Annotated in this window: 22 protein-coding genes and 1 pseudogene; 10 read left to right on the forward strand and 13 right to left on the reverse strand. The window is 70.3% G+C overall.

Annotation, left to right across the window (positions count from 1 at the left end):
- Window positions 1–3: 3 nt before the first annotated feature.
- Complete coding sequence (locus tag D7Y11_RS19060) at window positions 4–1,323, reverse strand: hypothetical protein (protein ID WP_120574812.1); 1,320 nt, start codon at window positions 1,321–1,323, stop codon at window positions 4–6.
- A gap of 249 nt (window positions 1,324–1,572) precedes the next feature.
- Here D7Y11_RS19060 and D7Y11_RS19065 point away from each other — a divergent pair, with 249 nt between their 5' ends.
- Window positions 1,573–1,899 carry a hypothetical protein gene (locus D7Y11_RS19065; protein ID WP_199733726.1) on the forward strand — a complete coding sequence of 109 codons (327 nt, stop codon included), beginning with the start codon at window positions 1,573–1,575 and terminating at the stop codon, window positions 1,897–1,899.
- A 258-nt stretch (window positions 1,900–2,157) separates the two neighbouring features.
- A complete protein-coding gene (locus D7Y11_RS19070; protein ID WP_126934390.1) occupies window positions 2,158–2,865 on the forward strand; it encodes a hypothetical protein in 708 nt (235 codons plus the stop codon).
- A 16-nt stretch (window positions 2,866–2,881) separates the two neighbouring features.
- Here the strand turns inward: D7Y11_RS19070 and D7Y11_RS19075 are convergent, their stop codons facing one another.
- The gene (locus tag D7Y11_RS19075; protein ID WP_126934391.1) at window positions 2,882–5,839 is read right to left on the reverse strand and encodes a hypothetical protein; all 2,958 of its coding nucleotides are present in this window, start codon (window positions 5,837–5,839) and stop codon (window positions 2,882–2,884) included.
- Between the two features lie 144 nt (window positions 5,840–5,983).
- On the opposite strand from D7Y11_RS19075, the gene D7Y11_RS19080 reads away from it, so the two are divergent.
- Window positions 5,984–7,693, forward strand: coding sequence for a GTPase (locus D7Y11_RS19080; RefSeq protein ID WP_126934392.1), 1,710 nt, complete (start codon window positions 5,984–5,986; stop codon window positions 7,691–7,693).
- Window positions 7,694–7,867: 174 nt separating this feature from the next.
- Here the strand turns inward: D7Y11_RS19080 and D7Y11_RS44990 are convergent.
- A pseudogene (locus D7Y11_RS44990) lies at window positions 7,868–8,320 on the reverse strand (M23 family metallopeptidase); the annotation flags it as partial.
- Between the two features lie 380 nt (window positions 8,321–8,700).
- Between D7Y11_RS44990 and D7Y11_RS19090 the strand changes: the two are divergent.
- The 7 genes from D7Y11_RS19090 (at window position 8,701) to D7Y11_RS19125 (ending at window position 15,294) form a co-directional block, all read left to right on the forward strand.
- Window positions 8,701–9,339: a TetR/AcrR family transcriptional regulator gene (locus tag D7Y11_RS19090; protein WP_126934393.1), complete on the forward strand. Its 639-nt coding sequence runs from the start codon at window positions 8,701–8,703 to the stop codon at window positions 9,337–9,339.
- 20 nt (window positions 9,340–9,359) lie between these two features.
- Window positions 9,360–10,259, forward strand: a complete 900-nt coding sequence (locus D7Y11_RS19095; protein WP_120574808.1) for a sterol desaturase family protein — start codon at window positions 9,360–9,362, stop codon at window positions 10,257–10,259.
- Between the two features lie 170 nt (window positions 10,260–10,429).
- Window positions 10,430–12,019: a glucose-6-phosphate isomerase gene (locus D7Y11_RS19100; RefSeq protein ID WP_126934394.1), complete on the forward strand. Its 1,590-nt coding sequence runs from the start codon at window positions 10,430–10,432 to the stop codon at window positions 12,017–12,019.
- 61 nt (window positions 12,020–12,080) lie between these two features.
- Window positions 12,081–12,302 carry a hypothetical protein gene (locus D7Y11_RS19105; protein ID WP_120574806.1) on the forward strand — a complete coding sequence of 74 codons (222 nt, stop codon included), beginning with the start codon at window positions 12,081–12,083 and terminating at the stop codon, window positions 12,300–12,302.
- Window positions 12,303–13,315: 1,013 nt separating this feature from the next.
- Window positions 13,316–13,897, forward strand: coding sequence for an SAM-dependent methyltransferase (locus D7Y11_RS19115; protein WP_126934395.1), 582 nt, complete (start codon window positions 13,316–13,318; stop codon window positions 13,895–13,897).
- Window positions 13,898–13,953: 56 nt separating this feature from the next.
- Window positions 13,954–14,724, forward strand: a complete 771-nt coding sequence (locus D7Y11_RS19120; protein WP_120574804.1) for an SDR family NAD(P)-dependent oxidoreductase — start codon at window positions 13,954–13,956, stop codon at window positions 14,722–14,724.
- Window positions 14,725–14,766: 42 nt separating this feature from the next.
- Window positions 14,767–15,294 carry a hypothetical protein gene (locus D7Y11_RS19125; protein WP_169826432.1) on the forward strand — a complete coding sequence of 176 codons (528 nt, stop codon included), beginning with the start codon at window positions 14,767–14,769 and terminating at the stop codon, window positions 15,292–15,294.
- Here the strand turns inward: D7Y11_RS19125 and D7Y11_RS19130 are convergent.
- The 10 genes from D7Y11_RS19130 to atpG all read right to left on the reverse strand — a co-directional run bounded on the left by D7Y11_RS19130 (window position 15,284) and on the right by atpG (window position 24,313).
- Window positions 15,284–16,333, reverse strand: coding sequence for a cytochrome d ubiquinol oxidase subunit II (locus tag D7Y11_RS19130; protein ID WP_126934396.1), 1,050 nt, complete (start codon window positions 16,331–16,333; stop codon window positions 15,284–15,286). The two genes, D7Y11_RS19125 and D7Y11_RS19130, sit on opposite strands and share 11 nt — an antisense overlap.
- The gene (locus D7Y11_RS19135) at window positions 16,323–17,669 is read right to left on the reverse strand and encodes a cytochrome ubiquinol oxidase subunit I (protein ID WP_233607334.1); all 1,347 of its coding nucleotides are present in this window, start codon (window positions 17,667–17,669) and stop codon (window positions 16,323–16,325) included. The genes D7Y11_RS19130 and D7Y11_RS19135 overlap by 11 nt, the downstream gene beginning before the upstream one ends.
- 36 nt (window positions 17,670–17,705) lie before the next feature.
- Window positions 17,706–18,203: a hypothetical protein gene (locus D7Y11_RS19140; protein ID WP_120574801.1), complete on the reverse strand. Its 498-nt coding sequence runs from the start codon at window positions 18,201–18,203 to the stop codon at window positions 17,706–17,708.
- Window positions 18,200–18,604, reverse strand: a complete 405-nt coding sequence (locus D7Y11_RS19145) for a phage holin family protein (protein ID WP_120574800.1) — start codon at window positions 18,602–18,604, stop codon at window positions 18,200–18,202. Before D7Y11_RS19145 ends, D7Y11_RS19140 begins: the two co-directional genes overlap by 4 nt.
- 203 nt (window positions 18,605–18,807) lie before the next feature.
- Window positions 18,808–19,839 carry an ADP-ribosylglycohydrolase family protein gene (locus D7Y11_RS19150; RefSeq protein WP_120574799.1) on the reverse strand — a complete coding sequence of 344 codons (1,032 nt, stop codon included), beginning with the start codon at window positions 19,837–19,839 and terminating at the stop codon, window positions 18,808–18,810.
- A gap of 415 nt (window positions 19,840–20,254) precedes the next feature.
- The gene (locus D7Y11_RS19155; protein WP_120574798.1) at window positions 20,255–20,524 is read right to left on the reverse strand and encodes a hypothetical protein; all 270 of its coding nucleotides are present in this window, start codon (window positions 20,522–20,524) and stop codon (window positions 20,255–20,257) included.
- Window positions 20,525–20,662: 138 nt separating this feature from the next.
- Window positions 20,663–21,067, reverse strand: a complete 405-nt coding sequence (locus D7Y11_RS19160) for a F0F1 ATP synthase subunit epsilon (RefSeq protein ID WP_120560927.1) — start codon at window positions 21,065–21,067, stop codon at window positions 20,663–20,665.
- Between the two features lie 29 nt (window positions 21,068–21,096).
- Window positions 21,097–21,654, reverse strand: a complete 558-nt coding sequence (locus D7Y11_RS19165) for a hypothetical protein (protein ID WP_126934398.1) — start codon at window positions 21,652–21,654, stop codon at window positions 21,097–21,099.
- A gap of 7 nt (window positions 21,655–21,661) precedes the next feature.
- A complete protein-coding gene (gene atpD, locus D7Y11_RS19170) occupies window positions 21,662–23,107 on the reverse strand; it encodes a F0F1 ATP synthase subunit beta (RefSeq protein WP_120574796.1) in 1,446 nt (481 codons plus the stop codon).
- A 309-nt stretch (window positions 23,108–23,416) separates the two neighbouring features.
- Window positions 23,417–24,313: an ATP synthase F1 subunit gamma gene (gene atpG, locus D7Y11_RS19175; RefSeq protein ID WP_120574795.1), complete on the reverse strand. Its 897-nt coding sequence runs from the start codon at window positions 24,311–24,313 to the stop codon at window positions 23,417–23,419.
- Window positions 24,314–24,401: the final 88 nt, after the last annotated feature.

Raw genomic sequence — 24,401 nt, forward strand, 5'->3', positions numbered from 1 at the left:
GTTTCAGGGCGCGAGGGGCGGCGCCTCGTAGCCCACGGTGCCGTCGGCATTGCCGTCGTAGGTGCTGGCGCTCTGGGTGAAGGTGCCGTTCTTGAAGACGAAGACGCCCCAGCCGGCGCCCTGCGACACGAGCGAGTCGGTCAGCTGCAGCTGTCCCCGCCCCGTGCCGCTTCCCACGGAGATGCTGGCCCGGATGTCGCCCGTGCGCGTGAAGTAGTCACAGCAGAAGGGGTCCGAGCCGCCGTGGCTCACCCGCGCGTGGGCGAGGACGTTGTCCGGGTTCAGGGAGAGGATGGAGATGCCCTTCCAGAACCCCGGCGTCTCCGTCCTGCCCGTGAACACGATGGGCGCCTCCGCCGTCCCCCGTGCCACCAGGGAGCCCGTCTCCTTGATGCGGAGCCCGGACTCCGCCTCGAACTGGAGGCGCACCCCCGGCTCCAGGGTGAGCGCCCCCGCGTACTCCACGGTCGTGTCCGGAAGGCCGGTGGAGACACCATAGGGCACGTCCAGCCTGCGCAGCGTCTGCGCCGTGGCGGTGTCCGCCTCCGGCGCCGCCACCAGGTGGACGACGTTGTCGCCGTTGGCCGCCGGCTGGGTGGGGCTGTTCCCGGAGTAGATGCTCGCGCCGTCCAGCGCGCCCGCGGTGGACAGGCTCACGACCACGGGGGCGCCCAGGTTGCCCCGGAAGAGGTTCCGCGAGAAGCCGGGCAGCCGCGCCTTGTTGAAGACGAACAGCCCCTGCGTGCCGCTCTTCTCCACCGTCGTGTGTGAGATCCGCACCTGGCTGCTGGCCCCCTGGTTGGAGCCCACCAGCACGGACGCCCGGGCCTCCAGCCTGCCGCCCGGCCCGTAGAAGAAGTCACAGCAGAAGGACTGCTCGCTGCCCGCGTAGGAGATGACCACGTGCTCCAGCGCGTTCTCCGGGGTGTTGGACTTGAACGCGAGCCCCCTCCAGAAGCCCGGCGTGGGCGTCGTGCCCGTGAAGGTGATGAGCGCGGCCTCGGTGCCCACCGCATGGAGGGAGCCCGTCGCCGTGACGAGCAGCCCCGCGTCGGGACCGAAGCGGACCACCGTGCCGGGGGCGAGGGTGAGCGCGCCACGCACCTCCACGACACCCTGCACCTCGTAGGAGCACCGCTCCGCCCCCGGCGCCCAGGTCGTCGTGGAGGTCAGGGCCGTGGAGATGGTCCGGACACAGCCGCTGGTGGAGGGGTCGTCGCCGGGGCCATCACCGGGGTCGCGCTCCTCTCCGCCGCAGGCCGCCAGCACGGAGGCCACCGCGAAGGGGAGGAGGTGAGGAAGGCGGGACAGGTATCGCGTCATGTATGCCACCCGGGAAGGAGCCAGCGGCGCAGGCCGCGCTCACGCAGGGGGGATACGCCGGCCCCGCCCGCTATTCTCACGGACATGGTGCGCTACTGAAACCAACGGGCAGCCACGCCTGGCCGGACAGCGGGTCCCTCCCAACACTATTGAAGGTTCCAGAGGGCCACCTACCAACCAGGACGGAACGGGCATGATCAGAACGCTACTCATCGGGCAGCAGCCGAGACCGTTGATTTTTCAGATCCGATGCTTCCCTATGGCTTTACGGCGGAGACCATCCGCAAGAGCCTGACTGTCGGGCTGGAGCAGATGCGCAACCGCGGTTGGCATGCAGACCTCTTGCAGATCATGCCCGACGAGTCCGCGGCGACGGCGATTCGCGACTGGCTGTCGAACACCGCCCCTTACGACTGCATCGTCATCGGGGCGGGCGTCCGCATCCCCGTCAAGAACCTCACGTTCTTCGAGAGCGTCGTCAATGCGGTGCACCGCTTCGCTCCCAACGCGGCCATCGGGTTCAACACGCGTCCCGAGGAAACCGCGGACGCCGTGAAGCGGCTGCTGAAAATCTAGAGGAGCCGTTCACCGGCCGGTGCTCGGAGGCATTCGCGTCTCCCCGCCGTGCCCACATCCCAGCTTGAGATCTCCGTCCGAGCCGATGGGAACCACATCATCGGAGGCCGCCTGACACCCAGGCGTCCCAGACGACTGCGCACGGGAGCACGGTCGGCGTCCGTGATGCGCAATGGCAGACATGTGCGGTGGAGTCCCCACTCCCGGCCTCATGAAGCGTTCCGACCTTTCCGGTGTCCCTTTTCCCGGAGAACGCCCATGGAGCATCGTCCCGCCCCTCCGCCGCCGCTTTCCGACAGTGAACTCCAGGTGGAGGCCGTGGCCTTCATGGATGCACGGGGACACTGGCTGACCGCCGTCGCGGCGCGGCGGGTGGCGGCGGTGCGCGAGTTCTTCCGGCAACACGCCCACCTGCGGCGCGACTTCCTCCGGGAGCGGGCGGAGGCGGAGCGCCGGGAAGGGCGGCTCGCGCTGGAGCTGTTCTCCCGCGCGGTCCAGCGCGTCCGGTGGCTGCTCACCACCGGGGACGGCCCCTCCACGCGCATTCATGGCGCGGAGGCCGGACGCGACCTGGGCCTGCTGTTCGCGGGCACGGACTCCGGACTGGAGGGCCTGACGTCAGAGCGAGACCAGCGCTGGAACCTCAACCACCCGCTCCCGCTCCCGCCCACCGGCTTTCGCACCAGCCGCATCAATGACGACGGCCCGCGGGAGGACCCGACCCACCACCTGGCCTTCTACGCGATGTTCGGCGCCTCCAACGACAGCTTCCCCGAAGAGCAGATGAACAAGCTGATGGGCACGCTCAGCGACATGGGGCCTCCGGATGATCAACACCTGGCCTGGGACGGCATCGACCTGGGACGCCAGCTGGGCGACCCGCGCTTCGACGTGAACGCCTGGCTCTGGAAGACCCTGGGGGACACGGGCCAGCTCCCACAGGCCGCCGAGGCCGTGGCGAGCTGAGGGCCGTTGGAGCTGCTCAAGGGATGGGCGTCAGCGGCAGCAGGACGAGCTCCTTGGGGTATTTCTCCGGGTCGTCGGGTTTTCCCCAGGGGATCCGCACATAGGACAGCCAGCGGCCATCGGGCGACGCCATGGGGGCGCGCACACCGTAGTCCTCGGACTCCAGGGGCAGCTTCCAGCACATCCACGGGCGCACCGCCGTGCACAGCCACGGCGAGCGTTCGTCCTTCGGGACGTGCAACAGGAACCTGCCCTCCCCCAGGGACGCGGAGCCTCCGCCGTTCCGCGCCGCGAGCGCCAGCTCCTCCACGGTGGGTGCGCGCGTGCGCACAAGGCTCGCGTCCGCGGGGACTTCGATGACGTTGAACTCCGGAGCCAGCTCGCCGCGCGAGAGGTCCGCGATCAGCGAGGCCCGCGACGACAGCGGCAGGACGTCCAGCATGTCCTCCGACAGGGGAACGTCGCGGCCTCCCATCGGGTAGCACGAGCCCGGTTGAGACATCGACTTCAGGAGCAGGTCCTCTCGCGGAAACGGGCGGCTGTACATCGCGACCGTGGGCCCCCACTCGCGCGCCGCCGGGTCGTAGCAGCGCACCTGTCCGCGTCCATCCTGCTGGACCAGGCACAGGGTGCCATCCCTCCAGTACAACCCGGGCGTGGGCCACGGGGGGGTGGTGGGAACGAGCAGCACCCGGCCGATGACCTCCGCCTTGTCCTTCACCGCCCCGACGCTCAGCGGAAGCGGAGGCGTGGCGGCCTTGAGCCGCTGCTGGAGGGCGTGCATGCCGTAGCGTTTGGCGCAGGCGCCGTCGGTCTTCAGCGAGCCATGCAGCTCCGGGTGGACCCCGTCCGCGAGCGCCCGCCGGGCGGAGATGGCCTCCAGCGCCGTGGAGAGACAGCCCATGCGGGAGATGCGCCCCTCCTCCTTGTTCATCCCGAACGAGCCGTCGCGCGCGTCGTCATTCATCTTCACCAACCGCGCGAAGGCGGCCAGGGCCTCGCGGGCGGGGGCGTCGTCGCGGGCGAGCAGCGACTGGAGGCGGGCTTCGGTCTCCGGCGCCAGGTCCCAGCGCACCGCGCCGAACGCGCCCATGTTCGCGGCCAGCGTCAACGCCGGGACGTCGGGCACGCCCTCCATCCACAACGATAGACGCCCCTTCTGGCAGCGCATCTTCACCTCGCCTTCGGATGACTGACTGTCCCCGACGACGACGACGCCGCTGCGTGAGAACTCCAGACCTCCGGGCGCGGACAGCTTTTGATACATCCTCACCCCGTCGCCGCTGCAGGCGCCCTGATTGACTGGGCTGTAGTACGGCCTGACGATGCGCTGCGTCTCCAGTTCGAAGGGGGTGCGCGGATCCTGGCCCAGGTCGCAGGAGATCCGCGCGCGGGTGAGCCGCTCGCCGTCTTGCCACTTCAGCGAGGGCCCTTCCCAGAGCGGCTTCTCCATCACGACGTCCGTCCGCACGAGGCGCGGTGCCGTCGAAGCGAGCACGCGGGGCGCGACGTACGAACCGAGCTTCAGGGAGCGCACGACCAGCGTCCGGGTCTCGTCTTCCGAGTCCGCCTTGCTTGGACCGGGACCGCGCATGTAGGCGACCCACCGGCCATCCGGGGACACGCGGGCCTCGTACAGCCTGTGGCTGCCCTCATCCTCATACGGACTGTCCCATTGGAGCGACCAGCACCCCAGGGGCCTGCGCACGGAGCAGAACTGCTTGTTGTCCTCGTCCAGGATGAACCGGCCTTCGGCGAAGAGCCGGGAGCCGGTGGACGCGAGCATCGCCTTCTTCAGCTCCTCCGCTTCCGGCGCGCGCAGGCGCGGTGGGCCAGCCCCCTCAGGGACCTCCAAGACGACGGCCTCGTGGTCCCAGGCGCGCCAGAACAGGACGGCCCGGGGAGACAGGCGCAGGACCGGCTCCCCAGGAGGCCGGACGTTCCGGGTCCCCATGAGAATCCTCCCGTAGCAACCCGGGAAAGAGCTCCACGCGGACTGATCACCCCGGTCCAACGGGACGGCCTTGCCCCAGCTCCGCGCCACGGGGTCGTAACAGCGCATCCGCTTGCCAGTGTCCTGCTGCGCCACGCACAACCGTCCCTGTCGCCAGAACAGGTCCGAGTCCACTGGCGCGCCAGACTGGACCTGCCCCTTGGACGGCTGGACCTCGCCGATGGTTTCGGGATCGCCTGTCTTCAACGGCGGGCGGTCTCCCTCCAGGTCCGGAGCCAGGACATCGCGAGGGGGGGTGGTGGACCGTTCCGGGTCATCGCCCGAGGCCAGGGCGACGCGCTTCCGGGCGCGCTCGAGCGCGGCGGCCAGGCCCGCGACGCTGTCCGCCTCCAGGTTCGCGTCACGACCGTACAGCCGGGAAGGTATGTCTTTGATCAGGAGGCCCAGCTCCTCCAACGCACGGCGGGCCCCGGCGTCGTCGCGGGCCAGCAGGGGCAGGATGCGGGCTTCGCTGTCCCGGGACACCCGAAACTTCACGGAGGCGGAGGCGACGCCGATACCAATGGGCTCCAGCGCCAGCAGGGGGGCCTCGGGCACGCCTTCCACGGACAGCTCCAGCCGCCTCGCCTGGCAGCGGACGCGGATGCGCGGGCGCGGAGGATAAAGGGCCAGTTGGGTGTCAGGAGCGTCATCCGCGATGTTGAACCGGCGCTCGACGCGCGAGCCATCTGGCAGGGACAGCGTCTGGGTGATGACCACCTCCGCGGGCAGACACGAGTCCGGGGAGGCCTGCGTCACGTCCACGGACTGGGAGACGGTGATGTCAGGGGTCTTGCCGGGCCCCAGGTCGCAGGCAGCGGACCCGGTGAGCTTTTCAGGAAGCGCCTTCGCCTCCGCGAAGGTCCGCGGCTCGGCGGCGAGGACCACGCCTTGCGACGGCGGTTCCGCGGCGAAGGCCGGGGTCGCGAACAGGGTCAGCAGGAGCCCCAGGCACCACCCACGAACGGTACGAAAGTGCATGTGCCCCGGACCGTATCAGCAGGTCATCCCCCACCGTCCAGGGAGGGGCCGGTGAGCGCGAGCAGCGGGGGAATGCACGCTGGCGCACCGTCACCGCTCATCCTGGTAGCCAGCACGCGCGCGCCACGCCACGCTGGCCCTTCCGTGGACGACACCCGCCTTCCCGACCCCGAAGCCCTCCGCCCGCTGCTCACCGACGCCCTGTCGCTTCCCGCGCTCCAGCCACATGGCCCACGCCTGGAGCGGCTGCTGGAGGACTACGCGCGAGGCGTGGCCCGGAAGGACGCACCGCTCGTCGTGGCGCTCGTGGGCGCCACCGGCGCGGGCAAGTCCACCCTGCTCAACGCCCTCTCCGGCCAGTCCCTGTCCCGTGAAGGTGTGGACCGCCCCACCAGCACCGTCTCCACCCTCTTCGCGCCGGAGGGCACGCCCACGGACGAGCTGGCCCGCACCGGCGCGCGCGTCGTGCGCTACACGCCCGGCCCGCAGGGGCTGTGGAGCGGGCAGGTGTTCATCGACACGCCGGACCTCAACAGCGTGGCCACGGCGCACCGCGATGTCGCGCGCGCCGCGCTGGACAAGGCGGACGTGGCGCTCGTCGTCATGCACCGGGGCAGCGTCGCGGAGGCCACCCAGGTGGAGTTCCTCGCCGAGTTCGCCCGCCGCCGCGCGCTCGTCTTCATCCTCAACTTCGCGGACGAGCTCTCCGCCGAATCCCGCGACGCGCTGAAGTCCCAGGTCCGCCGCGTGGCCACGCAGCACTACGGGCTGGCCGCGGAGGACGTCCCCGTCTTCGCCATCAGCGCGCGCGCCGCGAAGGACGGTCAGGACGTCTCCGGGGAGTTCGGCCCGCTCCTCTTCCACCTGCGGGGGCTGGCCACCCAGGCCGTCGCCGCGCGCGTGCGCCACACCAACGCCCTGGGCGCGCTGGAGGAGTTCGCCTCCACCGTCCAGACGGCGCTCAACGACACGGACGCACTGCTCGCGAAGACACGCACCGCGCTGGACGCGGGGCTCGCGCGCGCGGCGGAGTCGCTCCAGACGGACTTCGACGCGCGGCTGTCCCTGGCCCACGGACACCTGGCGTCGGAGGTGCGCCGTCAGGCCGCGGGACGCTTCTGGGGCCCCGCCGCGTGGGGGCTGCGGCTGTCATTGTGGGGGGCGTCCGGCATGGGCGTGGGTGCGCTCGTCGCGCGACGCAGCCTGCCCGCGGGGCTCGCGGTGGCGGCGGCCTCCACGGTGGTGGACGCGGTCAGGGACCGCACCCGCGCCCGCGCCGCGGAGGTGGCCGTGGTGGAGCCCTTCGAGGACGACTTCCTCGCGGAGTCCGCCGCGCGCACCGCCCTGGCGGAGGCGCGCAGCGTGGCGCGCACGCAGGGCCTGGAGGCGGAGCGCCTGGGCGTGCCGGACGTGGAGGTGATGCTGGCGGAGCTGCGCGTGGCCCGCGCGGGCGCCTGGCGCTACACGGCCTCCACCGCCGTCGCGGAGGCCGTGGCCCGCTGGTGGCGCACGGCCCGGTGGCTGGTGTTGCCGCTCATCAACCTGCCCCTGCTGGCGCTGCTGGGGCACGTGGGGTACCGCGTGGTGCGCGGATACGTCGAAGGCCCCCTGTTGCCGTTGGAGTACTTCCTCAACGCGGGGGCCTTCTTCGGGTTGCTCGCGGGCGCCGGAGCGCTGCTCGCGTCAGCGAGTCTCGTCGGAGCCGCTCGCCATGCGGGGAGAGCGGGCCGGGGGCGTTTTGTCGAGGCCCTCGCCGCCCTGGGCAGGAGGCTGGGAGAGGCCGTCGATGATGGCCTTGGCACCGGGCGGCAGGCCGCGCGACGCATCCTGGAGCGGATTCGCGCTGTCGGGTGACATGGACATGACGGCCTGGCCGGGCAGGTGGACGCCGCCGTTGGAGGCCATCATCGGCTGCGCGGAGTCCTTGCACAGCGGCGCCGACACCAGCGTCTCACGCACCGGATCGCCAAAGCCCGCGATGCGCGCGGGCACGGAGGGGTTGTTCCACCCGGCGCCCTGCTCCTTGGCGACCTTGAAGTGCAGGTGCGCGCCGCACGCCCAGCCCGTCGCGCCGGAGAAGCCGATGAGCTGGCCCTCCTTCACGCGCTCACCGACCTTCACCACCACGGCGCTGAAGTGCAGGTACTGCGTCTCCAGCCCGTCGCCGTGCGAGATGACGACGTAGTTGGCCAGCGGCGCGAACTGCTCGCCGCACCCGCCCTGCTTGCTGTCACCCCGCGCCATGCGCACGACGCCGTCGTGCGACGCCACGATGGGAGTGCCTTCCGGCATGCGGAAGTCCCACGCGAACGTGTCGTTGTGCTGGTGACTGCCAGTCTCATGGCCCTGGCTCACCGTATAGATGCGACCACACGCGAAGGGCACGCCTACCTCAGGCATGTTCGCGGCCGCCTTGGCGGCGGGAGGGAGGGCAGGAGCCGAAGCGAGGAGGGAGCCGACGAGAAGAGCGGTAATGGTCATATCGGGGCGGGCGGACAACCGGCACAAGGGCTTGCGCTATTTCCTCGGGATTTTCGCTCAGTCCCGAACGGATCACTAGCAGCCGAGCCGCGCCCCGCTCCGTCCCAAGGGGGCGACCCTTGACCACACTCCAGAGGGGAAATGTCTCGAAAGCACAGGAGCGCCTGTCTCCCTGCCTGCTCAGTTGGCAGGCGTTGTGCCTCTCTACCCGTGACGCTCCAATCCCTGACACCTGTCCAGATGTAAAGACAGACGCCCGCCTGCTCGAACGCCCCACGGGCAGGCTTTGGAAGGCCCCTGTCCCGCGATCACCCGTCGGCTCGCGGACAGCCCCAACAAAGTGACTGGTCACTTTTTAAGTGAACGGTTATCCTCCCGGTATGCCCCCGAAGTCCGCCCCCAGGAAGGCCTCGGCACCGGTGCGCCGCACGCAGGCGGAGCGCCGCGAGTCGACGCGCCGCAAGCTGCTGGACGCCACCATCGAGGCGCTGGTGGAGCAGGGCTATGCGCGGCTGACGACGGTGGAGGTGGCGAAGCGGGCGGGGGTGTCGCAAGGGGCGCTCTTCACGCACTTCGAAACGAAGGAGGAGCTGCTCGCGGTGGCGGTGGAGCACCTCTTCCCCCGCCTCATCCAGGACTTCCTCGCGGGCGTGGGAGCGCGTCCGTCCGGAAAGGACCGGGTGGGGGCGGCGGTGGACATGCTGTGGACCGCCTACCAGCGACCGGAGTTGCAGGCCGCCATCGAGCTGTACGTCGCGGCGCGCACCAGCCCGGAGCTGCAGAAGGCGCTGGCGGTGGTGGACGGTCCGCACCGCCAGAACATGCACCGCGTGGCGCGCGAGCTGTTCCCGGATGTGGCCGCCACGCACCCGGACTTCGACGGTGTGGTGGAGCTGGCGCTGGACGCGGTGCAGGGCGCCGCGGTGGGCGGCGCGGCCCGCCCGGAGGACCCCGCGCACCGCCGCATGTTGGACACGCTGGCGCGCTTCATGCGCGTCGCGTTCGCACCCAAGGATTGATTCGCAGGAGGTCAGCAGCCATGGACATGACGCACATCCCCGACCTCATCACCCCGGCCATCCCGGTGTTCGTCATCACCGTCATCGCCGAGGCCCTCTGGGTGCGCAAGCTGCGGCAGGAGCGCGGCGAGAGCATCAAGGGCCACACGTGGAAGGACACGTTCGCCAGTCTCTCCATGGGCCTGGGCAACGTGGCGGTGAGCGTGTTCTGGAAGGGCGTGGCGTTCGCGGGCTACGCGGCGCTCTACCACCTGACGCCGCTGCGCATGGGCCACGGGCTGGTGGCGTGGGTGCTGCTCTTCTTCCTGGAAGACCTCTGCTACTACGCCTTCCACCGCGTCCACCACGAGAGCCGCCTCTTCTGGGCGTCGCACGTGGTGCACCACTCCAGCCAGCACTACAACCTGTCCACGGCGCTGCGGCAGACGTGGACGCCGATGACGGGCTGGGTGTTCTGGGTACCGCTGGCACTGCTGGGCTTCTCCCCGGAGATGATCGTCACGCAGCAGGCCGTGAGCCTGCTGTACCAGTACTGGATCCACACGGAGGCCATCGACCGGCTGCCGCGCCCCGTGGAGTGGCTGTTCAACACGCCGTCGCACCACCGCGCGCACCACGCCTCCAACGCGGCCTACATCGACGTGAACTACGCGGGCATCCTCATCATCTGGGACCGCCTCTTCGGCACGTTCGTCCCGGAGACCGAGCGCCCCATCTACGGGCTGACGAAGAACCTCACCACGCACAACCCGGTGCGCATCGCGTTCAACGAGTTCGCCGCCATCGCGAGGGACGCGGCCCGCCCGGGACCGTTGAGCCAGCGGCTGGGCTACATCTTCCGCAACCCGGCCTGGAAGCCCAAGGGGGCGCTGCCGCCGTCGGAGTCCCCGCCCGTGGAAGCCGCGCCCTCGGCACCGTAGGGCCCGCGCCCTTCCGGGTAGAGGACAGCTTGGGGGGTGGAAGCGACGTCCAGGCAACGCGGGCCGCGACATCGTTGCGTCCGCGCCGTGCGGGCCTTGCTACGGTGCGCCGCGACGGTTCTGGCGGGCGCCGCGCATGAGGTCGGCGCCCCTTGCAAGGGAGTCGGGTCATGACGGAGCGCGAGTTGTGGGAGCGGTACCAGCGGCACCTGTGCGTCGTCCCCTCCGTGGGGCTCACGCTGGACATCTCCCGCATGAACTTCGGCGCGGACTTCCTGGACGGGATGCGCTCGCGCATGGACGCGGCGTTCCAGGCCATGGACGCGCTGGAGAAGGGCGCCGTCGCCAATCCGGATGAGAAGCGCCGCGTGGGCCACTACTGGCTGCGCGCCCCGGAGCTGGCGCCGGAGGCGGAGCTGAAGACGGCCATCACGGACATGCAGGCCCAGGTGGCCGCGTTCGCGAAGGACGTGCACGCGGGCAAGGTGAAGCCCGTGAAGGCGGCGAAGTTCACGCAGGTGCTGATTGTCGGCATCGGCGGTTCGGCGCTGGGTCCGCAGCTGGTGGCGGACGCGCTGGGCAGCGGCCGGGACGCCATGCAGGTGCACTTCCTGGACAACACGGACCCGGACGGGATGGACCGGGTGCTCAACGGCCTGGGCGAGCGGCTGGCGGAGACGCTCACCGTGGTCATCAGCAAGTCCGGCGGCACCAAGGAGACGCGCAACGGCATGCTGGAGGCGGAGGCCGCCTACAAGCAGCGCGGCCTGGACTTCGGCGCGCACGCGGTGGCGGTGACGGGCGATGGCAGCGAGTTGGATACCTACGCCAAGGGCCACAAGTGGCTGCGCACCTTCCCCATGTGGGACTGGGTTGGCGGGCGCACGTCGGTGATGTCGGCGGTGGGGCTCCTGCCAGCCTGGTTGCAGGGGCTGGACGTGGACGGCTTCCTCGCGGGCGCGAAGGACATGGACGCGGCGACGCGCGTGCATGACGCGGCGGCGAACCCGGCGGCGCTGCTCGCGCTGATGTGGTTCCACGCGGGTGGCGGCAAGGGCCAGAAGGACATGGTCATCCTGCCGTACAAGGACCGGCTGATGCTGATGTCCAAGTACCTCCAGCAGCTGGTGATGGAGTCCCTGGGCAAGGAGCTGTCGCTGGACGGCAAGGTCGTGAACCAGGGCATCGCCGTCTACGGCAACAAGGGCTCCACGGACCAACACGCCTACGTGCAGCAGCTGCGCGAGGGCGTGAACAACTTCTTCGTCACCTTCGTGGAGGTGCTGAAGGACCGGGACGGCAAGTCCCTGGCGGTGGAGGGTGAGAACACCAGCGGCGACTACCTGCTGGGGTTCCTGCTGGGCACGCGCCGGGCGCTGTTCGAGAAGGGCCGCGAGTCGATGACGCTCACCGTGCCGGACGTGAGCGCGCGCACCGTGGGAGCGCTGATTGCCCTGTACGAGCGCGCGGTGGGCCTCTACGCGAGCCTGGTGAACATCAATGCCTATCACCAGCCGGGCGTGGAGGCGGGCAAGAAGGCCGCGGGGCGCGTGCTGGAGCTGCAGGGCAAGCTGCTCTCGAAGCTGAAGGCGGCGAAGGCGGAGGCGCGGTCCGCGGATCAGCTGGCGCAGGACATCGGCGCCGCGGATGAAGTGGAGACGGTGTTCAAGCTGCTGCAGCACCTGTCCGCGAACGGCGACCACGGCGTGAAGCGCTCGGGCGGAGCGCGTCCGGCGGAGGCCCGCTTCCAGGCTGGCTGACAAATCATTGCCCGCCAGGGCAATGCCTGACGGTTCCAGGCCACGGCTAGCCTGGACCGTCATGGGCCGAGCACACGCGGTGGGGCTGTGGCTGTGCGTCCTGGGCGGGCTGGCGGCATGCCCGGAGGTGCACCGCCCGGGCGGCAAGCTGGACCGGGCGGCGCACAAGGACGCGTTGGAGCAGATACCGGACTCGAGCTGCACCTCGCGCGACTACCAGCGCCTCTGTCCCCGTGACACCGAGCCGAGCGAAGAGTGCATCGAGCTGTGTGGTGGACCATGACGCGGCCCTGGCACGTGTCCATGAGCCTGGTGGCCTGCCTCGTCCTCCTGGCCCCCGCACTCTTCGTCCTCCAGCAGGTGCGGGAAGCGAGTGCGACACCCATGCAGGAACCGGAGGGACTGGTCCCCATGCTGACCTACGACGAGCGGATGCGGCGGGTGACCTACCACTACACCTGCTTGAAGCAGACCGACTGTGAGGCCCCTCTCGTCTGTTACCGCGACGTCCGCTTCCGGCGCTATTGCACGGACAGCGCCTGCACGACCGACAGCCAGTGCCCCGAAGGGCAACGATGCACGAGCCTGCCGGTCTCCAGTGCGGGCGAAGTCCTGGTCAGGCTCTGCGCGCTCGTGGGCATTCGCCAGGAGGGAGAGCCCTGCTTGGAGACCGCTTTCGATGCGACCTCCGCATGCAGGGCGGAGTTCGAGTGCGTGGGGAGGGATGGCTACTGTGCTCGTGCCTGCACCCCCGGCCAACCCGGGACGTGTTCGGAGGGATTCTTCTGCGCGGACGTGAAGCCGAAGCCCTCGTGTCTCCCCACCTGTGAGAAGCGCGGCTGCCCTCAGGGGGAACGCTGTGTCCCGTTCGAGGAGGGCACCTCCATCTGCGCATCCATCCATGGTCCGAACTGCCTGGACACCCCCTGTCCCGATGGCCGCAAATGCCGAGTGTTCTCGAGCTCGGAGTTCCCGGGCAAGGTCTGGGCGGAGTGCATCCATCGCTGCTCCGCCACGAATCCGACGTGCGGCGAAGGCCAGGTCTGCGATGGCTTTCACTGCCTCCAGGCCTGTGACCCGAATGGCCCCAATCCCTGCGCCGACGGCTTTCACTGCGACCGGCGGGGCAAGGAACTCCCGTGGTCCTGTCAGCCAGACTACTGGCACGGCGGCTGATCACCTCCCGACGCTCGGACTGCCCCAGGGTCGACACCTTCATGGCCCCGGGCGCACGGGATGTGGAGGGCTTGAGTGGGTCCCATCGTGAGGATTCGACATCCTCCAGGACCCCTCTCGATGAAATCTTCACCTGCCTTCCTGCTGGCCCCTCCCCTCCCGACTCAAGAAGCCGAAGACCCGTGGCCCTTCGCCGCGCACGGCTGCGTGCGCAGCCGCGATGACGTCACCCTGGCCTCGCTTCCCCGCGCGCGCTACCGCTCCGCCCTGGAGATTGGCGGCGCCATCGGCCTGCTCACGGAGAAGCTCCAGGCGCGCTGTGACGCCCTGCTCTCCCTGGAGACCTCCGACTCCGCCCAGGCCCGCGCCATCCACCGCTGCCGCCACCTGTCGCACGTGCGCTTCCAGCGGATGAACGTGCCGGAGCGCTACCCCGAGCAGACCTTCGACCTCACCCTCGTATCCGGGCGCGGCGCCTACTGGAGCCTCCCGGAGCTGGCCCTCGCGCAGCAGCGCATCCTGGAGCACCTGGAGCCCGGCGGGCACCTGGTCCTCGTGCACTGGACCGGCCAGACGCGCGACATGCGCTGCAGCGGCCACGAGGTCCACGACTCCTTCCGCCGGCTCCCCCCCAGGCGCCTGCGCCATCTGCGCGGCGAGATGGAGGGCACCTGGCGCCTGGACATCTTCGAACGGCTTTGAACGCCCCGGTGAATCCCGTCCCCCACCCGGCCCTGCCCGGCGGTAGAAGGGACGGCATGGAACTGGGAATCACGGGAAAGACGGCGCTCGTCACCGGCAGCAGCCGGGGCATCGGGCGGGCCATCGCCATGGTGCTGTCGCGCGAAGGCGCCAGGGTGTGCGTGTGCGCGCGCAATCCGGAGCCGCTGGAGGTCCTCGCGAAGGAGCTGCGCTCCGAGGGCGCCCAGGTGGCGACGGTGGTCACGGACGTGGCCACGCAGGAGGGCGCGTACCTGGCGGTGGACTCCGCGGTGCGCGCCTTCGGTTCAATGGACATCCTGGTGAACAACGTGGGCGGCAGCGGCGGCGCGGGCGCCTTCGACGCGGCCAGCACCCAGCAGTGGAACGACGTCATCCAGCGCAACCTGATGTCCGCCGTGTGGTGCAGCCAGCGCGCGGTGCCGCTGATGCGCCAGTGCGGCGGCGGCAGCATCGTGCACATCAGCTCCATCTTCGGCCGCGAGTACGCCACCAGCGCGCCCTACAGCGCTGCCAAGGCGGGCCTCATCGCGCTCACCAAGGAGATGGCCGTGGACCTGGCGTCCCACCGCGTCCGCGTCAACGCCGTGGCCCCGGGCTCCATCTTCTTCCCCGGCGGCAGCTGGGACCGGCGCAATCAGCACGACCCGGAGGCGGTGGCCAAGATGGTGCGCGAGCAGATTCCCTGGGGCCGCTTCGGCACGCCCGAGGAGGTGGCGGACGTGGTCGCCTTCCTCTGCTCGGAGCGGGCGAAGTGGGTGACGGGCTCCACCGTCCCCGTGGACGGAGGCCAGGGCCGTGCCTACTGAACCCGGTTGCGGTATGGAGTCCGCGCGAATGAGGCCAACGCATTGCTGAAGCTCTACATGAAGGACGGCGACACCCTCCGCTACTGGGAAGCCTGGGAGCACGAGGGTGTCGTCACGGTGCACTGGGGCACCGTCGGTGATGGAGGCGAGCAGAAGACCGTTCCCGTCCCCCCGGACGAGGACCCCGACATGGTCATCGCCCAAGAGGCCGAATCCCTGGTGGACGCCGGCTACGACGAGCCCGAGCCGGACGCCATGGCCGTGCTGCTCGTCGAATACGCCGTGCAGGGCAAGGGCACCGGCCACGACTTCGAGCAGCGCAGCGCCGTGGAGGAGTTGCTCACGGACGCGCTCGGCTGGACGGGCAACGGCGAGGTGGAGGGCGGCGAGACGGAAGAGGGCGTCATGCGCGTGCACTGCCGCGTGATGGACCCTGACAGCGCCGCGCGCACCGTGGTGGAGGCCCTGGACTCGGAGGACCTGCTCGAAGGGGCCCGCGTGCTGGTGGCGCGAGGCGACGAGAAGCCCCGCGTCGTGCACCCGCCGCTGTTCCCCGTGCTCAAGTCGTAGGCGTTTCCGGAGCCTGGGGAGCATGGGGAGCATGGGGCTCCTGGCCCCGGGGACCGAAGACTCGGAACAGCAGCACCAGCGACGGCACCACCGTCACCAGGCCCACTCCGAGCGCCACCAGGAGCAGCCGCTGCACCACCGGCTGCGCCGCGGCGCTCTGGAGCGTCAGGTTCGGGTAGACGAGGTAAGGCGCCTGCGACACCGCCCACCCCAGCACGATGAGCCCGCCCTGCGTGGCCGCCGCCACCCGCGCGGCCCGGAAGCGCCGCGTCCACAGGAGCGCGAACGCCGTCACCGCCGCCACCGCGGTCCCCACATGCAGTGCCAGCGCGAACGGCGTCTGTAGCAGGACCGTCCACACCCGGGGTGCGCCCTCGCGCGACAGCAGCAGGGCGGCCAGGGCCAGCGGGAACAGGAGCCCGCCCGTCACCAGCGCCCGGCGCCGGAAGTCCTCCGCCAGCTCCGGCGTCGGCGCTTCATGCGTGAGGTACACGGCCGCCAGGAACGCGAACAGGCCCAGCGTCAGCACGCCCACGGACAGCGCGAAGGGCGACAGCCACGACGCGAAGAAGCCACTCACCACCGCGTGCCCCTGCATGCGGATGGCGTCGCTGGCCACCGCGCCCACGCACATGCCCAGCAGCAGCGGCGCCACCACGCTCGCGACGCTGAACACCACGCCCCAGCGGCGCTCCACCGCGTCCCCGCGCGTGTCGTAGGCGCGGAAGGTGAACGCCGTGCCCCGGAACACGATGCCCAGCACCAGCAGCGTCAGGGGCACGTGCAGCGCCACGCTCAGCGCCGCGAAGGCGCGCGGGAAGCCGCTGAAGAGCAGCACCAGCCCCACGATGAGCCAGACGTGGTTCACCTCCCACACCGGTCCGATGGCGCGGGCGATGAGCGCGCGCTGCTCCGCCTTGCGAGGCCCTCGGGCCAGCAGGTCCCACACCCCGCCGCCGAAGTCCGCCCCGCCCAGGAGCGCGTACAGCACGAGCGTACCCGCCACCGCGAACCCCAGCACCGTCGTCTCAATGGGCATGGGACACCTCGCCATCCGCGGGCGCGCCGGGCGTCTTGGACCCGGGCAGCGTGCCCGCCACCTGCCGCCAGAGCACGAAGAGCACCGTCACCCCGAGGAACAGGTACACCGCCGTGAAGGTGAAGAACGGCGCGGCCAGGTGCGGCACCGGCGTCACCGCCTCGCCCGTGCGCATCACGTCCCGGACGATCCAGGGCTGCCGGCCCCACTCCGTGACGAGCCACCCCGCCTCCAGCGCCACCAGCCCCAGCGGCCCCGACCAGAGCCAGGCGCGCATCATGCCCCTGCCGTGCGGCCACTCGCGGCCCCGCCACCTGCGCCACAGCGTGGCCAGCGCGAGCAGCGCCATCAGGCTGCCCGTACCCACCATCACCTGGAAGGCCATGTGCACCTTGGCCACCGGCGGCCAGACGTCGCGGGGGAACTCGTTCAGGCCCTTCACCTCCGCGTTGGGATCCGCGAACGCCAGGATGGAGAGCCCCTTCGGCAGGTCGATGGCGCCCGCTACGGTGCCCGTCTCCACGTCCGGCCATCCCCCCACCTTCAGGGGCGCGCCCGACTCCGTGTGGAAGTGCGCCTCCATCGCGGCCAGCTTCACGGGCTGCTCGCGCGCCACGTGCTTCGCGGACAGGCCCCCCACCAGCGGCTGCGCGAGCGCGGTGATGCACGCAAGCGGCAGCGCGATGGACAGCGCCTTCTTGTGGAACGCGGCGCCCGGATGCCTCAGCAGGATGAAGGCGTGGATGCCCGCCATCGCGAACGCGCTGGCCTGATAGCAGGACAGCAGCACGTGCGCCGTCTGGTACTGCCAGCCGGGGCTGAACATGGCCACCAGCGGCTGCACGTCCGTGGGCCCCGACGGCGTGGGCGTGAAGCCGGACGGGTTGTTCATGAACGTGTTCACCAGCGTGACGAAGAACGCGCTCGCCGCGCCGCTCACCGCCACCATCACGCCGCTGAAGAGGTGCAGGCCCGGCGACACGCGCTCGCGGCCGTACAGGTAGATGCCCAGGAAGATGGCCTCGGTGAAGAAGGCCACGCCCTCCAGGCTGAAGGGCAGGCCAATCACTTCGCCATAGCGGCCCATGAACTCCGGCCACAGCAGGCCCAGTTCGAACGAGAGCACCGTCCCGCTCACCGCGCCCACCGCGAACAGGATGGCGGTGCCCTTGGCCAGCTTCTCGCTGAGCTTCCGGTAGTCCGCGTCCCCCGTGCGCCGGTGCTTCAGGTCGCTCAACACCATCAACACCGGCAACGCCACGCCGGCCGCCGCGAACACGATGTGGAACGCGAGCGAGAGCCCCATCTGCGCGCGCGCATAGAGCAGGTCCGTCATGGACATCAGTCTGCTTTATGCGCGCATTTTGCGCATTCAGGATTTCTTATCTTTGTCCGCAGGCACCTTGGCGATGGCCCGCGAGGGCACCAGGGTCTGGATGGAGTTGCGGGCCACGGCGGTGGCGAGCGAGGTGGCGAAGATCATCACCACCTTGCGGCCCAGCTCCGCGCCCAGCGGCTTGTCCTCGATGCTGGTGGCCACGCGGTCCGGGTGGGCCCAGGCGCGCTCCAGGGCCTTGCGGCGCATGCGGCGCACGCGCTCGTCGTGGTGGCGGGCGCGGTAGATGGCCAGGCCCACGCCCAGGCCCACCGCCACCAGGGCGGCCGCGCCCACGGTGATGAGCAGGTCCTTGTTCTGGTTGACGTGGTAGCGCACGTCCGTGGCGCGGGTGCGCCGGCGGTCCAGCTCCTCCAGGGTGAGCAGCAGCTCGTCGCGGATGCGGTCCGCGGTCTGCTCCACCTGCTCGCGGTCGCCCATGCGCCTGGTGATGGCATGGTCGACGTGCGCTTCGGTCTCGGGTGCCTGGCTCATTGCAGCGTCTCCCGGGTCATTTGAAGGTCCGTCTTCAAGCGCTCCTGGGTGTGGACCAGCGGCTTCTTGGGGATCCGCTTCGTGCCCAGGAACAGGAGGAGGCCGGCCACGGCCAGCAGCACCGCGCCCACGATGAGCACGCCCACGGCGGCCCCCAGGGGCAGCGCCAGGCCCAGCGCGACGAAGAGCACGGCCAGCGACGTGAGGGCCAGCACGGCTCCGGCGCCCAGGAAGATGCCCGCCAGCTTGGCCGCCTGCAGCTCCTGCTTCAGCTCCTTCTTGGCGTGCATCACCTCCGCCTTCACCAACAGGCGGGTCTCCGACAGCGCGTGCCGGATGAGTTCGGGGGTGGAGAGCGTCTCCAGCTGGCTGCGCTCCAGGCGTTCTGATTCGAGGTCCACGACCGTGCCTCCGACAGGATGACTTCCAGGGCACCACCGCCGAACGCCTGCCTGGCGTCCCGGCTGCCCCGGTCTGTCCCTCAAGGTGGTCAGGAAGGGTGTGTGGGAGAAGTCCCGCCGCACACCCCATTCACGTCCGGCTGCCTGCCTGGTGCCCCCACCCTCCCGGGCGGGGCCGACGGGGTCGGCCGGGGGCCAGGCGACTAGCGGCGGCTCTTCTGATGCGCGATGGCCGTGGCCAGCGTCTCGCGCACCTGGCGGGCCCGGAACAGGCGGTCCGCGGTGTCCAGCAGGTTCTCCGCGTACAGCACCTGCTTGCGCAGGCGGGCCGGGATGGCGCGGGTGCCCAGGTGCGCGCCCAGCAGGGCGCCGGTGAGGGCCGCGGCCACGTCCGCTTCGCCGCCACAGCGCAGCGTGAGGACCACGGCCTCCCGGAAGTCGTGCGGCACCTTCAGCGTCGCGTACAGCGACGTGAGCAGCACCGGCACCACGTGACACGGCAGGCCGTCCACGCCCTTCAGCTCGCTGGGGGGCACGCCCACCTTGCGCAGCTGGTTGAGCGCGCGCTGGGTGTCCCAGGTGAGCAGGCGCGGCAGGTGGCGGATCTCCTCCGCCAGGTTCTTGTCGTGCACGGCGGCGGACAGCGCCAGGGCCTCGCAGAAGGCCGCGGGCGTGAGGGCCTCCTGCTCCATGCCCAGCGCCACGGCCTGCGCGAACGCGGCGGCGGCGGCGGCGCAGACCGGGTCCTTGTGCGTGATGACGGTGAGCACGCCCGCGTCGTGCGGCAGACGCGCGCGCTGACCGCTTTCGAAGAGGCCCACCACCAGCGCGCGGCTGAGCACCGACGGGCACCGGGTGCCCAGGGGCGCGCCCGCGCTCATCCACGGCGTGCCGCTCGCAAGGCGCTGCAGCGATTCCGACAGGCTGCGCGGCGGCTGGAGGATGATGCCCTCCTGCCACAGCCACGCCAGGTGCAGCGCCGCGCTGCGGCCGTCCACCTTGCCCTCGCGGATGACGCTCTCCGCGGCCGCGAGCAAGAGCTGCGTGTCGTCGCTGAACTGGCCCTTGGCGAACTTGCCGCGCGGCCGGGGCGCGAAGTCCTCCGCCAGGCCGGGCAGCCGCGCCAGGCTCGCCGGGGGGATGCCCCTCAGCGGAAAGCCGAGCGCATCCCCGATGGCGAGCCCCAGGAATGCCGCATGAAAACGGTCCTGGCGGTCTGCGGGAGTCAGCGGCATCGGAGGAGCAGAGATTACCCGAGCCTCAGCCAAGGACGAGCACCGAGATGAACGCTGCGATGGTGCGCGACGCGATGGCGGATCGATCATGGGGCCTTGACGTGCACGGAGTGGCTGCGGTGGAGCGCTGGACAAGAAAGGTCCCGCTGGATTGCACCACGCGCGTCGCCACTGTCCGCCTCCTCCGCCGCAACCACGGCGCAACCGGGGGCGCGGTAGCTATCGCATCCCGCTGCGTTTCAGCAAGCAGGCGGGCCTGTTGAAACGCGCGAGCACGCGTGCATGTCCAACTTCGAATGCTGCGCATGGACCGAAAGGGACGCACGGGTGGCCTCGTGCGCGTGCGCTGCCCACGGGCTCAGGTGTTCACCTTGACGCGCACGACTTCACTTCGTCCACGCGATGCACGCGCGGATCACGCGTCGTCACGGCCCAGGTTCACCACCGCCATCAGCCGCGCCACCACGGCCTCCGCGCCCTGGTGCAGCCGTGAGCCGTCCCACAGCGCGGGGGACGTGTGGCCGCCGCGCTCGCGCCAGTCCTTCTCCACCTCTTCGTAGGTGAGGTTGCGGAAGCGCACGCGGTCCTCCAGCGCGTGGTCCGTGACGAAGCGGCGCGCGGTGGCGGACGGCGGATCCGCGATGCGGTGGAACAGCTCCAGGACGGGCGACTCGGGCGTGCTCATGACTTGAGCCGCATCATGCTTCGTCCGAGCCCCGGAACGCGAAAAGGGTGGAGCGCCGGTCCCCACGTCCGCGGGGATTCGGAGCACCACCCTTCCGGTACCGCACGCGCGCCCGGGAAGGGGCGCGCGGGTGAATCCCTAGCGGGACTCGGAGGCGCTGATGCGCGCGGCCTCGCGGCGCACCGCGGCCTGCTCCAGCGCGTAGCGCGCGTCCGCGGCGTTCAGGTCCTTGAGGCGCGCCTGGGCCTCTTCCATGCGGCGGCGGGCACCCGCGACGTCGATGCCGTTGACGTGCTCGGCGGCGTCCGCCAGCACCAGCACCTTGTCGTTGCTCACCTCCACGAAGCCGCCGGCCACGAAGTAGCGGTCCTGCTTCCCCGCCTCGATGAGGGTGAGCGTGCCCGGCTCCACCAGCGACAGGAACGGCGTGTGGCCGGGACGCACGCCGAACAGGCCCTCTCCGCCCGGCACGATGGCCTCGTCGGCCTGCACGGACAGGATGCGCTTCTCGGGGGTGACGATCTCGACAGTCAGCTTGGCCATGAAGGTCCTCGTGCTACCGCACTACCGCATCAGAAAGTCAGCCGCTGGGTCTTCACGCCCACCGGCTCGAACTCCACCACCCCGGCGTCCGTCAGGCGCGGGCCCCTGCCCGGAATGCCCAGCGTGCCCTCCAGCCACTTGAGGTGGTGGGCCAGCTGCCGCACTTCCGACAGCTGCTTCGTCGTCATCAGCTCCGTCAGCCGCCGCTCCTGGAGCTTCTGCCCCGTGCGGTCGAACTGGGCGGCCACCATCACCCGCGCCCACGCCAGGCTCTGGCCCTTCGCCTTCTTCTTGCCCTTGCTGGGGAGCGGCTTGCCCTTCTCCACCAGCGGGTACACCACCCAGACCTTCTCCCCGTCGTTGGACGCGAAGTAGAGGTCATCCACCGTCCCCACGCACACGTCCGCCGACCAGTGGGGCCCGCTCTCCTTGAGCACCTCCAGCCGGCACTTCCCCACGCCCACGTCCACCGAGCGGACGCTGTAGAGGCCATTCGCGCTCACCCGTGCCCGGCTGCCGCGCTCCTCCGCCAGGGCGGAAGGCGCGGCACCACAGACGAGCAGGGCGAGCGCGACGGTCAGGCGCATGGGAGTCTTACGCCGCCGCCAGCTTGCGGGCCTTCTCCTGAGCCTCTTCGATGGCGCCCACCATGTAGAAGGCGGACTCCGGGAGCTCGTCGTGCTTGCCTTCCGCGATCTCCTTGAAGCTGCGGATGGTGTCCTTCAGCGCCACGTAGCGGCCGTCCAGGCCCGTGAAGACCTTGGCCACGAAGAACGGCTGGGACAGGAAGCGCTGGATCTTGCGGGCGCGCGCCACGGACAGCTTGTCCTCTTCGGAGAGCTCGTCCATGCCGAGGATGGCGATGATGTCCTGGAGCTCCTTGTAACGCTGCAGGATGCCCTGGATGCGGCGGGCCACGGCGTAGTGCTCGGCGCCCAGCACGTCCGCGGACAGGATGCGGCTGGTGGAGTCCAGCGGGTCCACGGCGGGGAAGATGGCGAGCTCCGCGATGGAGCGGTTGAGCACCGTGGTCGCGTCCAGGTGGGCGAACGCGGTCGCGGGGGCCGGGTCCGTCAGGTCGTCCGCGGGCACGTAGATGGCCTGCACGGAGGTGATGGAGCCCTTGGTGGTGGAGGTGATGCGCTCCTGCAGGCCGCCCATCTCCGTGGCGAGCGTGGGCTGGTAACCCACCGCGCTGGGGATGCGGCCCAGGAGGGCGGACACTTCCGAGCCGGCCTGGGTGAAGCGGAAGATGTTGTCCACGAAGAGGAGCACGTCACGGCCCTCCACGTCGCGGAAGTACTCCGCCATGGTCAGCGCGGAGAGGGCCACGCGGGCGCGGGCGCCGGGCGGCTCGTTCATCTGGCCGTACACGAGGACCGCCTGGCTCTTCTCCAGGTTGTCGGTCTGGATGACCTTGGTCTCCTGCATCTCGTGGTACAGGTCGTTGCCTTCGCGGGTGCGCTCACCGACGCCGGCGAACACGGAGAAGCCGCCGCGCTCCACGGCCACGTTGCGGATGAGCTCCTGCAGGAGCACCGTCTTGCCCACGCCGGCGCCGCCGAACAGGCCGATCTTGCCGCCACGGGTGTAGGGGGCGAGCAGGTCGATGACCTTGATGCCGGTCTCGAACATCTGCACGCGCACGTCCTGCTCCGTGAACGGAGGGGGCGCGCGGTGGATGGGCCAGTACTCGGTGGCGTTCACCGGGCCCATTTCGTCCACCGGGTCGCCGGTGACGTTCATGATGCGGCCCAGGGTGGCCTTGCCCACCGGCACCTGGATGGGGGCGCCCGTGCTGCGCACCGGCATGCCACGGCCCAGGCCCTCGGTGGAGTCCATGGCGATGCAGCGCACGGTGTTCTCGCCCAGGTGCTGCGCCACCTCGATGGTGAGGTTGTCCTTCTCCGCGCCCAGGTTGGGGTTGGTCAGCTTGAGGGCGGCGTACACCTCAGGGAGCCCGCCGGGCGGGAACTCCACGTCGACCACGGGGCCGAGAACCTGCGTGATCTTGCCAGTCGTCGGGACTTGAGCGCTCATGGGACTCCTCTGCCTTGTCTCGTGTGGCGAGCGGCCGGGGCGCCGCCGCCCGTCAGGAAATCGAACCCCGAAGAGGGGTGTGGGCGGGCCCCCTTTACCGGGGGGTGCCCGGCAGGGTCAAGCCTCCCGGGTCCGCGCACGTAAGTCCCGCTTAGCGGAGCGGTGTCCCGTACGCCAGTCCCTTGAGGTGCCCTTCTGCGACGCCTGCCCGGTGGGGGGGCCAGGAACGACGAAGGGCCCGTGCCTCCGGCGCTCGTGGAAGCGCGAAGCAACGGGCCCTTCTGGAGAGGCGGCCGGACGGGAGGCGGACTACTTGAGGGCCTCGGCGCCGGAGACGATCTCCATGAGTTCCTTGGTGATGACCGCCTGGCGGGTGCGGTTGTAGATCAGGGTGTAGCTGGAGATCATGTCCGTGGCGTTGTTGGTGGCGTTCTCCATGGCGCTCATGCGCGCGCCCTGCTCGCTGGCCACGCTCTCCAGCAGCGCCCGGTACAGCTTGATGTTCACCGCCTGGGGCACCAGCCGGTCCAGCACGGCCTGGCGGGACGGCTCGTACTTGAAGTCCACCAGGGCCGGGGCGGAGGTCACGCTCTCCGGGGTGGGCGTGGCGGCGGCCTTCGCCGTGGCGGGCTGCAGCGGCAGCAGCTGCGACACGACCACGTTCTGGGTGATGGCGGAGACGAACTCGTTGTAGACGACGTAGACCGCGTCGACCTCGTCGTTGAGGAAGGCGGCGGCCAGCTCTTCCGCGACGTTGGCGGCGGAGCGGTAGTTCAGCGTCGCGTACAGGCCGGCGAAGTCCTTGCGGATGGACTGGCCGCGGTTGCGGAAGAAGTCGTTGCCCTTGCGGCCCACCGTGGAGACGCGCACCTGGAGGTCGCTGTTCTCGTACAGGTAGCGGTTGGCGCGGCGGATGACGTTGGAGTTGAAGCCGCCGGCGAGGCCGCGGTCGGACGTGAGGAGCAGGAGCTCCACGCGGCGGATGGGGCGGGAGGCGAGCAGCGGGTGCGCCAGCTCCTGGTCGGCGGAGCGCACGGCCAGCTCGGAGATGATCTGCTCCAGCGTCTGCGCGTACGGGCGGGCGGCGAGGATGGCGTCCTGCGCCTTCCGGAGCTTCGCGGCGGAGACCATCTTCATGGCCTTGGTGATCTGCCGCGTGTTCTTCACCGTGCGGATGCGCTTGCGGATGTCGCGAAGGGACGCCATGGACCGGAAACTCCTCGTAAGACGTGCGGCGCGCGCCCCGTGACAGCCCGGGCTGGCCATGAGGGACGGCGGGCCCCCTATATAGGCG

Source organism: Corallococcus sp. AB018 (assembly GCF_003986945.1).
Taxonomy (GTDB): Bacteria; Myxococcota; Myxococcia; order Myxococcales; family Myxococcaceae; genus Corallococcus; species Corallococcus exiguus.

What these genes read in the sequence shown, in the direction of transcription:
- D7Y11_RS19065 (WP_199733726.1), top strand. Translation starts at nt 1,573, where the DNA reads ATGCTTCCCTATGGCTTTACGGCGGAGACCATCCGCAAGAGCCTGACT.
- D7Y11_RS19120 (WP_120574804.1), top strand. Translation starts at nt 13,954, where the DNA reads ATGGAACTGGGAATCACGGGAAAGACGGCGCTCGTCACCGGCAGCAGC.
- D7Y11_RS19130 (WP_126934396.1), bottom strand. Translation starts at nt 16,333, where the DNA reads ATGCCCATTGAGACGACGGTGCTGGGGTTCGCGGTGGCGGGTACGCTC.
- D7Y11_RS19095 (WP_120574808.1), top strand. Translation starts at nt 9,360, where the DNA reads ATGGACATGACGCACATCCCCGACCTCATCACCCCGGCCATCCCGGTG.
- D7Y11_RS19060 (WP_120574812.1), bottom strand. Translation starts at nt 1,323, where the DNA reads ATGACGCGATACCTGTCCCGCCTTCCTCACCTCCTCCCCTTCGCGGTG.
- D7Y11_RS19165 (WP_126934398.1), bottom strand. Translation starts at nt 21,654, where the DNA reads ATGCGCCTGACCGTCGCGCTCGCCCTGCTCGTCTGTGGTGCCGCGCCT.
- D7Y11_RS19100 (WP_126934394.1), top strand. Translation starts at nt 10,430, where the DNA reads ATGACGGAGCGCGAGTTGTGGGAGCGGTACCAGCGGCACCTGTGCGTC.
- D7Y11_RS19160 (WP_120560927.1), bottom strand. Translation starts at nt 21,067, where the DNA reads ATGGCCAAGCTGACTGTCGAGATCGTCACCCCCGAGAAGCGCATCCTG.
- D7Y11_RS19105 (WP_120574806.1), top strand. Translation starts at nt 12,081, where the DNA reads ATGGGCCGAGCACACGCGGTGGGGCTGTGGCTGTGCGTCCTGGGCGGG.
- D7Y11_RS19155 (WP_120574798.1), bottom strand. Translation starts at nt 20,524, where the DNA reads ATGAGCACGCCCGAGTCGCCCGTCCTGGAGCTGTTCCACCGCATCGCG.
- D7Y11_RS19135 (WP_233607334.1), bottom strand. Translation starts at nt 17,669, where the DNA reads ATGACGGACCTGCTCTATGCGCGCGCGCAGATGGGGCTCTCGCTCGCG.
- atpD (WP_120574796.1), bottom strand. Translation starts at nt 23,107, where the DNA reads ATGAGCGCTCAAGTCCCGACGACTGGCAAGATCACGCAGGTTCTCGGC.
- D7Y11_RS19070 (WP_126934390.1), top strand. Translation starts at nt 2,158, where the DNA reads ATGGAGCATCGTCCCGCCCCTCCGCCGCCGCTTTCCGACAGTGAACTC.
- atpG (WP_120574795.1), bottom strand. Translation starts at nt 24,313, where the DNA reads ATGGCGTCCCTTCGCGACATCCGCAAGCGCATCCGCACGGTGAAGAAC.
- D7Y11_RS19150 (WP_120574799.1), bottom strand. Translation starts at nt 19,839, where the DNA reads ATGCCGCTGACTCCCGCAGACCGCCAGGACCGTTTTCATGCGGCATTC.
- D7Y11_RS19075 (WP_126934391.1), bottom strand. Translation starts at nt 5,839, where the DNA reads ATGCACTTTCGTACCGTTCGTGGGTGGTGCCTGGGGCTCCTGCTGACC.
- D7Y11_RS19140 (WP_120574801.1), bottom strand. Translation starts at nt 18,203, where the DNA reads ATGAGCCAGGCACCCGAGACCGAAGCGCACGTCGACCATGCCATCACC.
- D7Y11_RS19090 (WP_126934393.1), top strand. Translation starts at nt 8,701, where the DNA reads ATGCCCCCGAAGTCCGCCCCCAGGAAGGCCTCGGCACCGGTGCGCCGC.
- D7Y11_RS19115 (WP_126934395.1), top strand. Translation starts at nt 13,316, where the DNA reads ATGAAATCTTCACCTGCCTTCCTGCTGGCCCCTCCCCTCCCGACTCAA.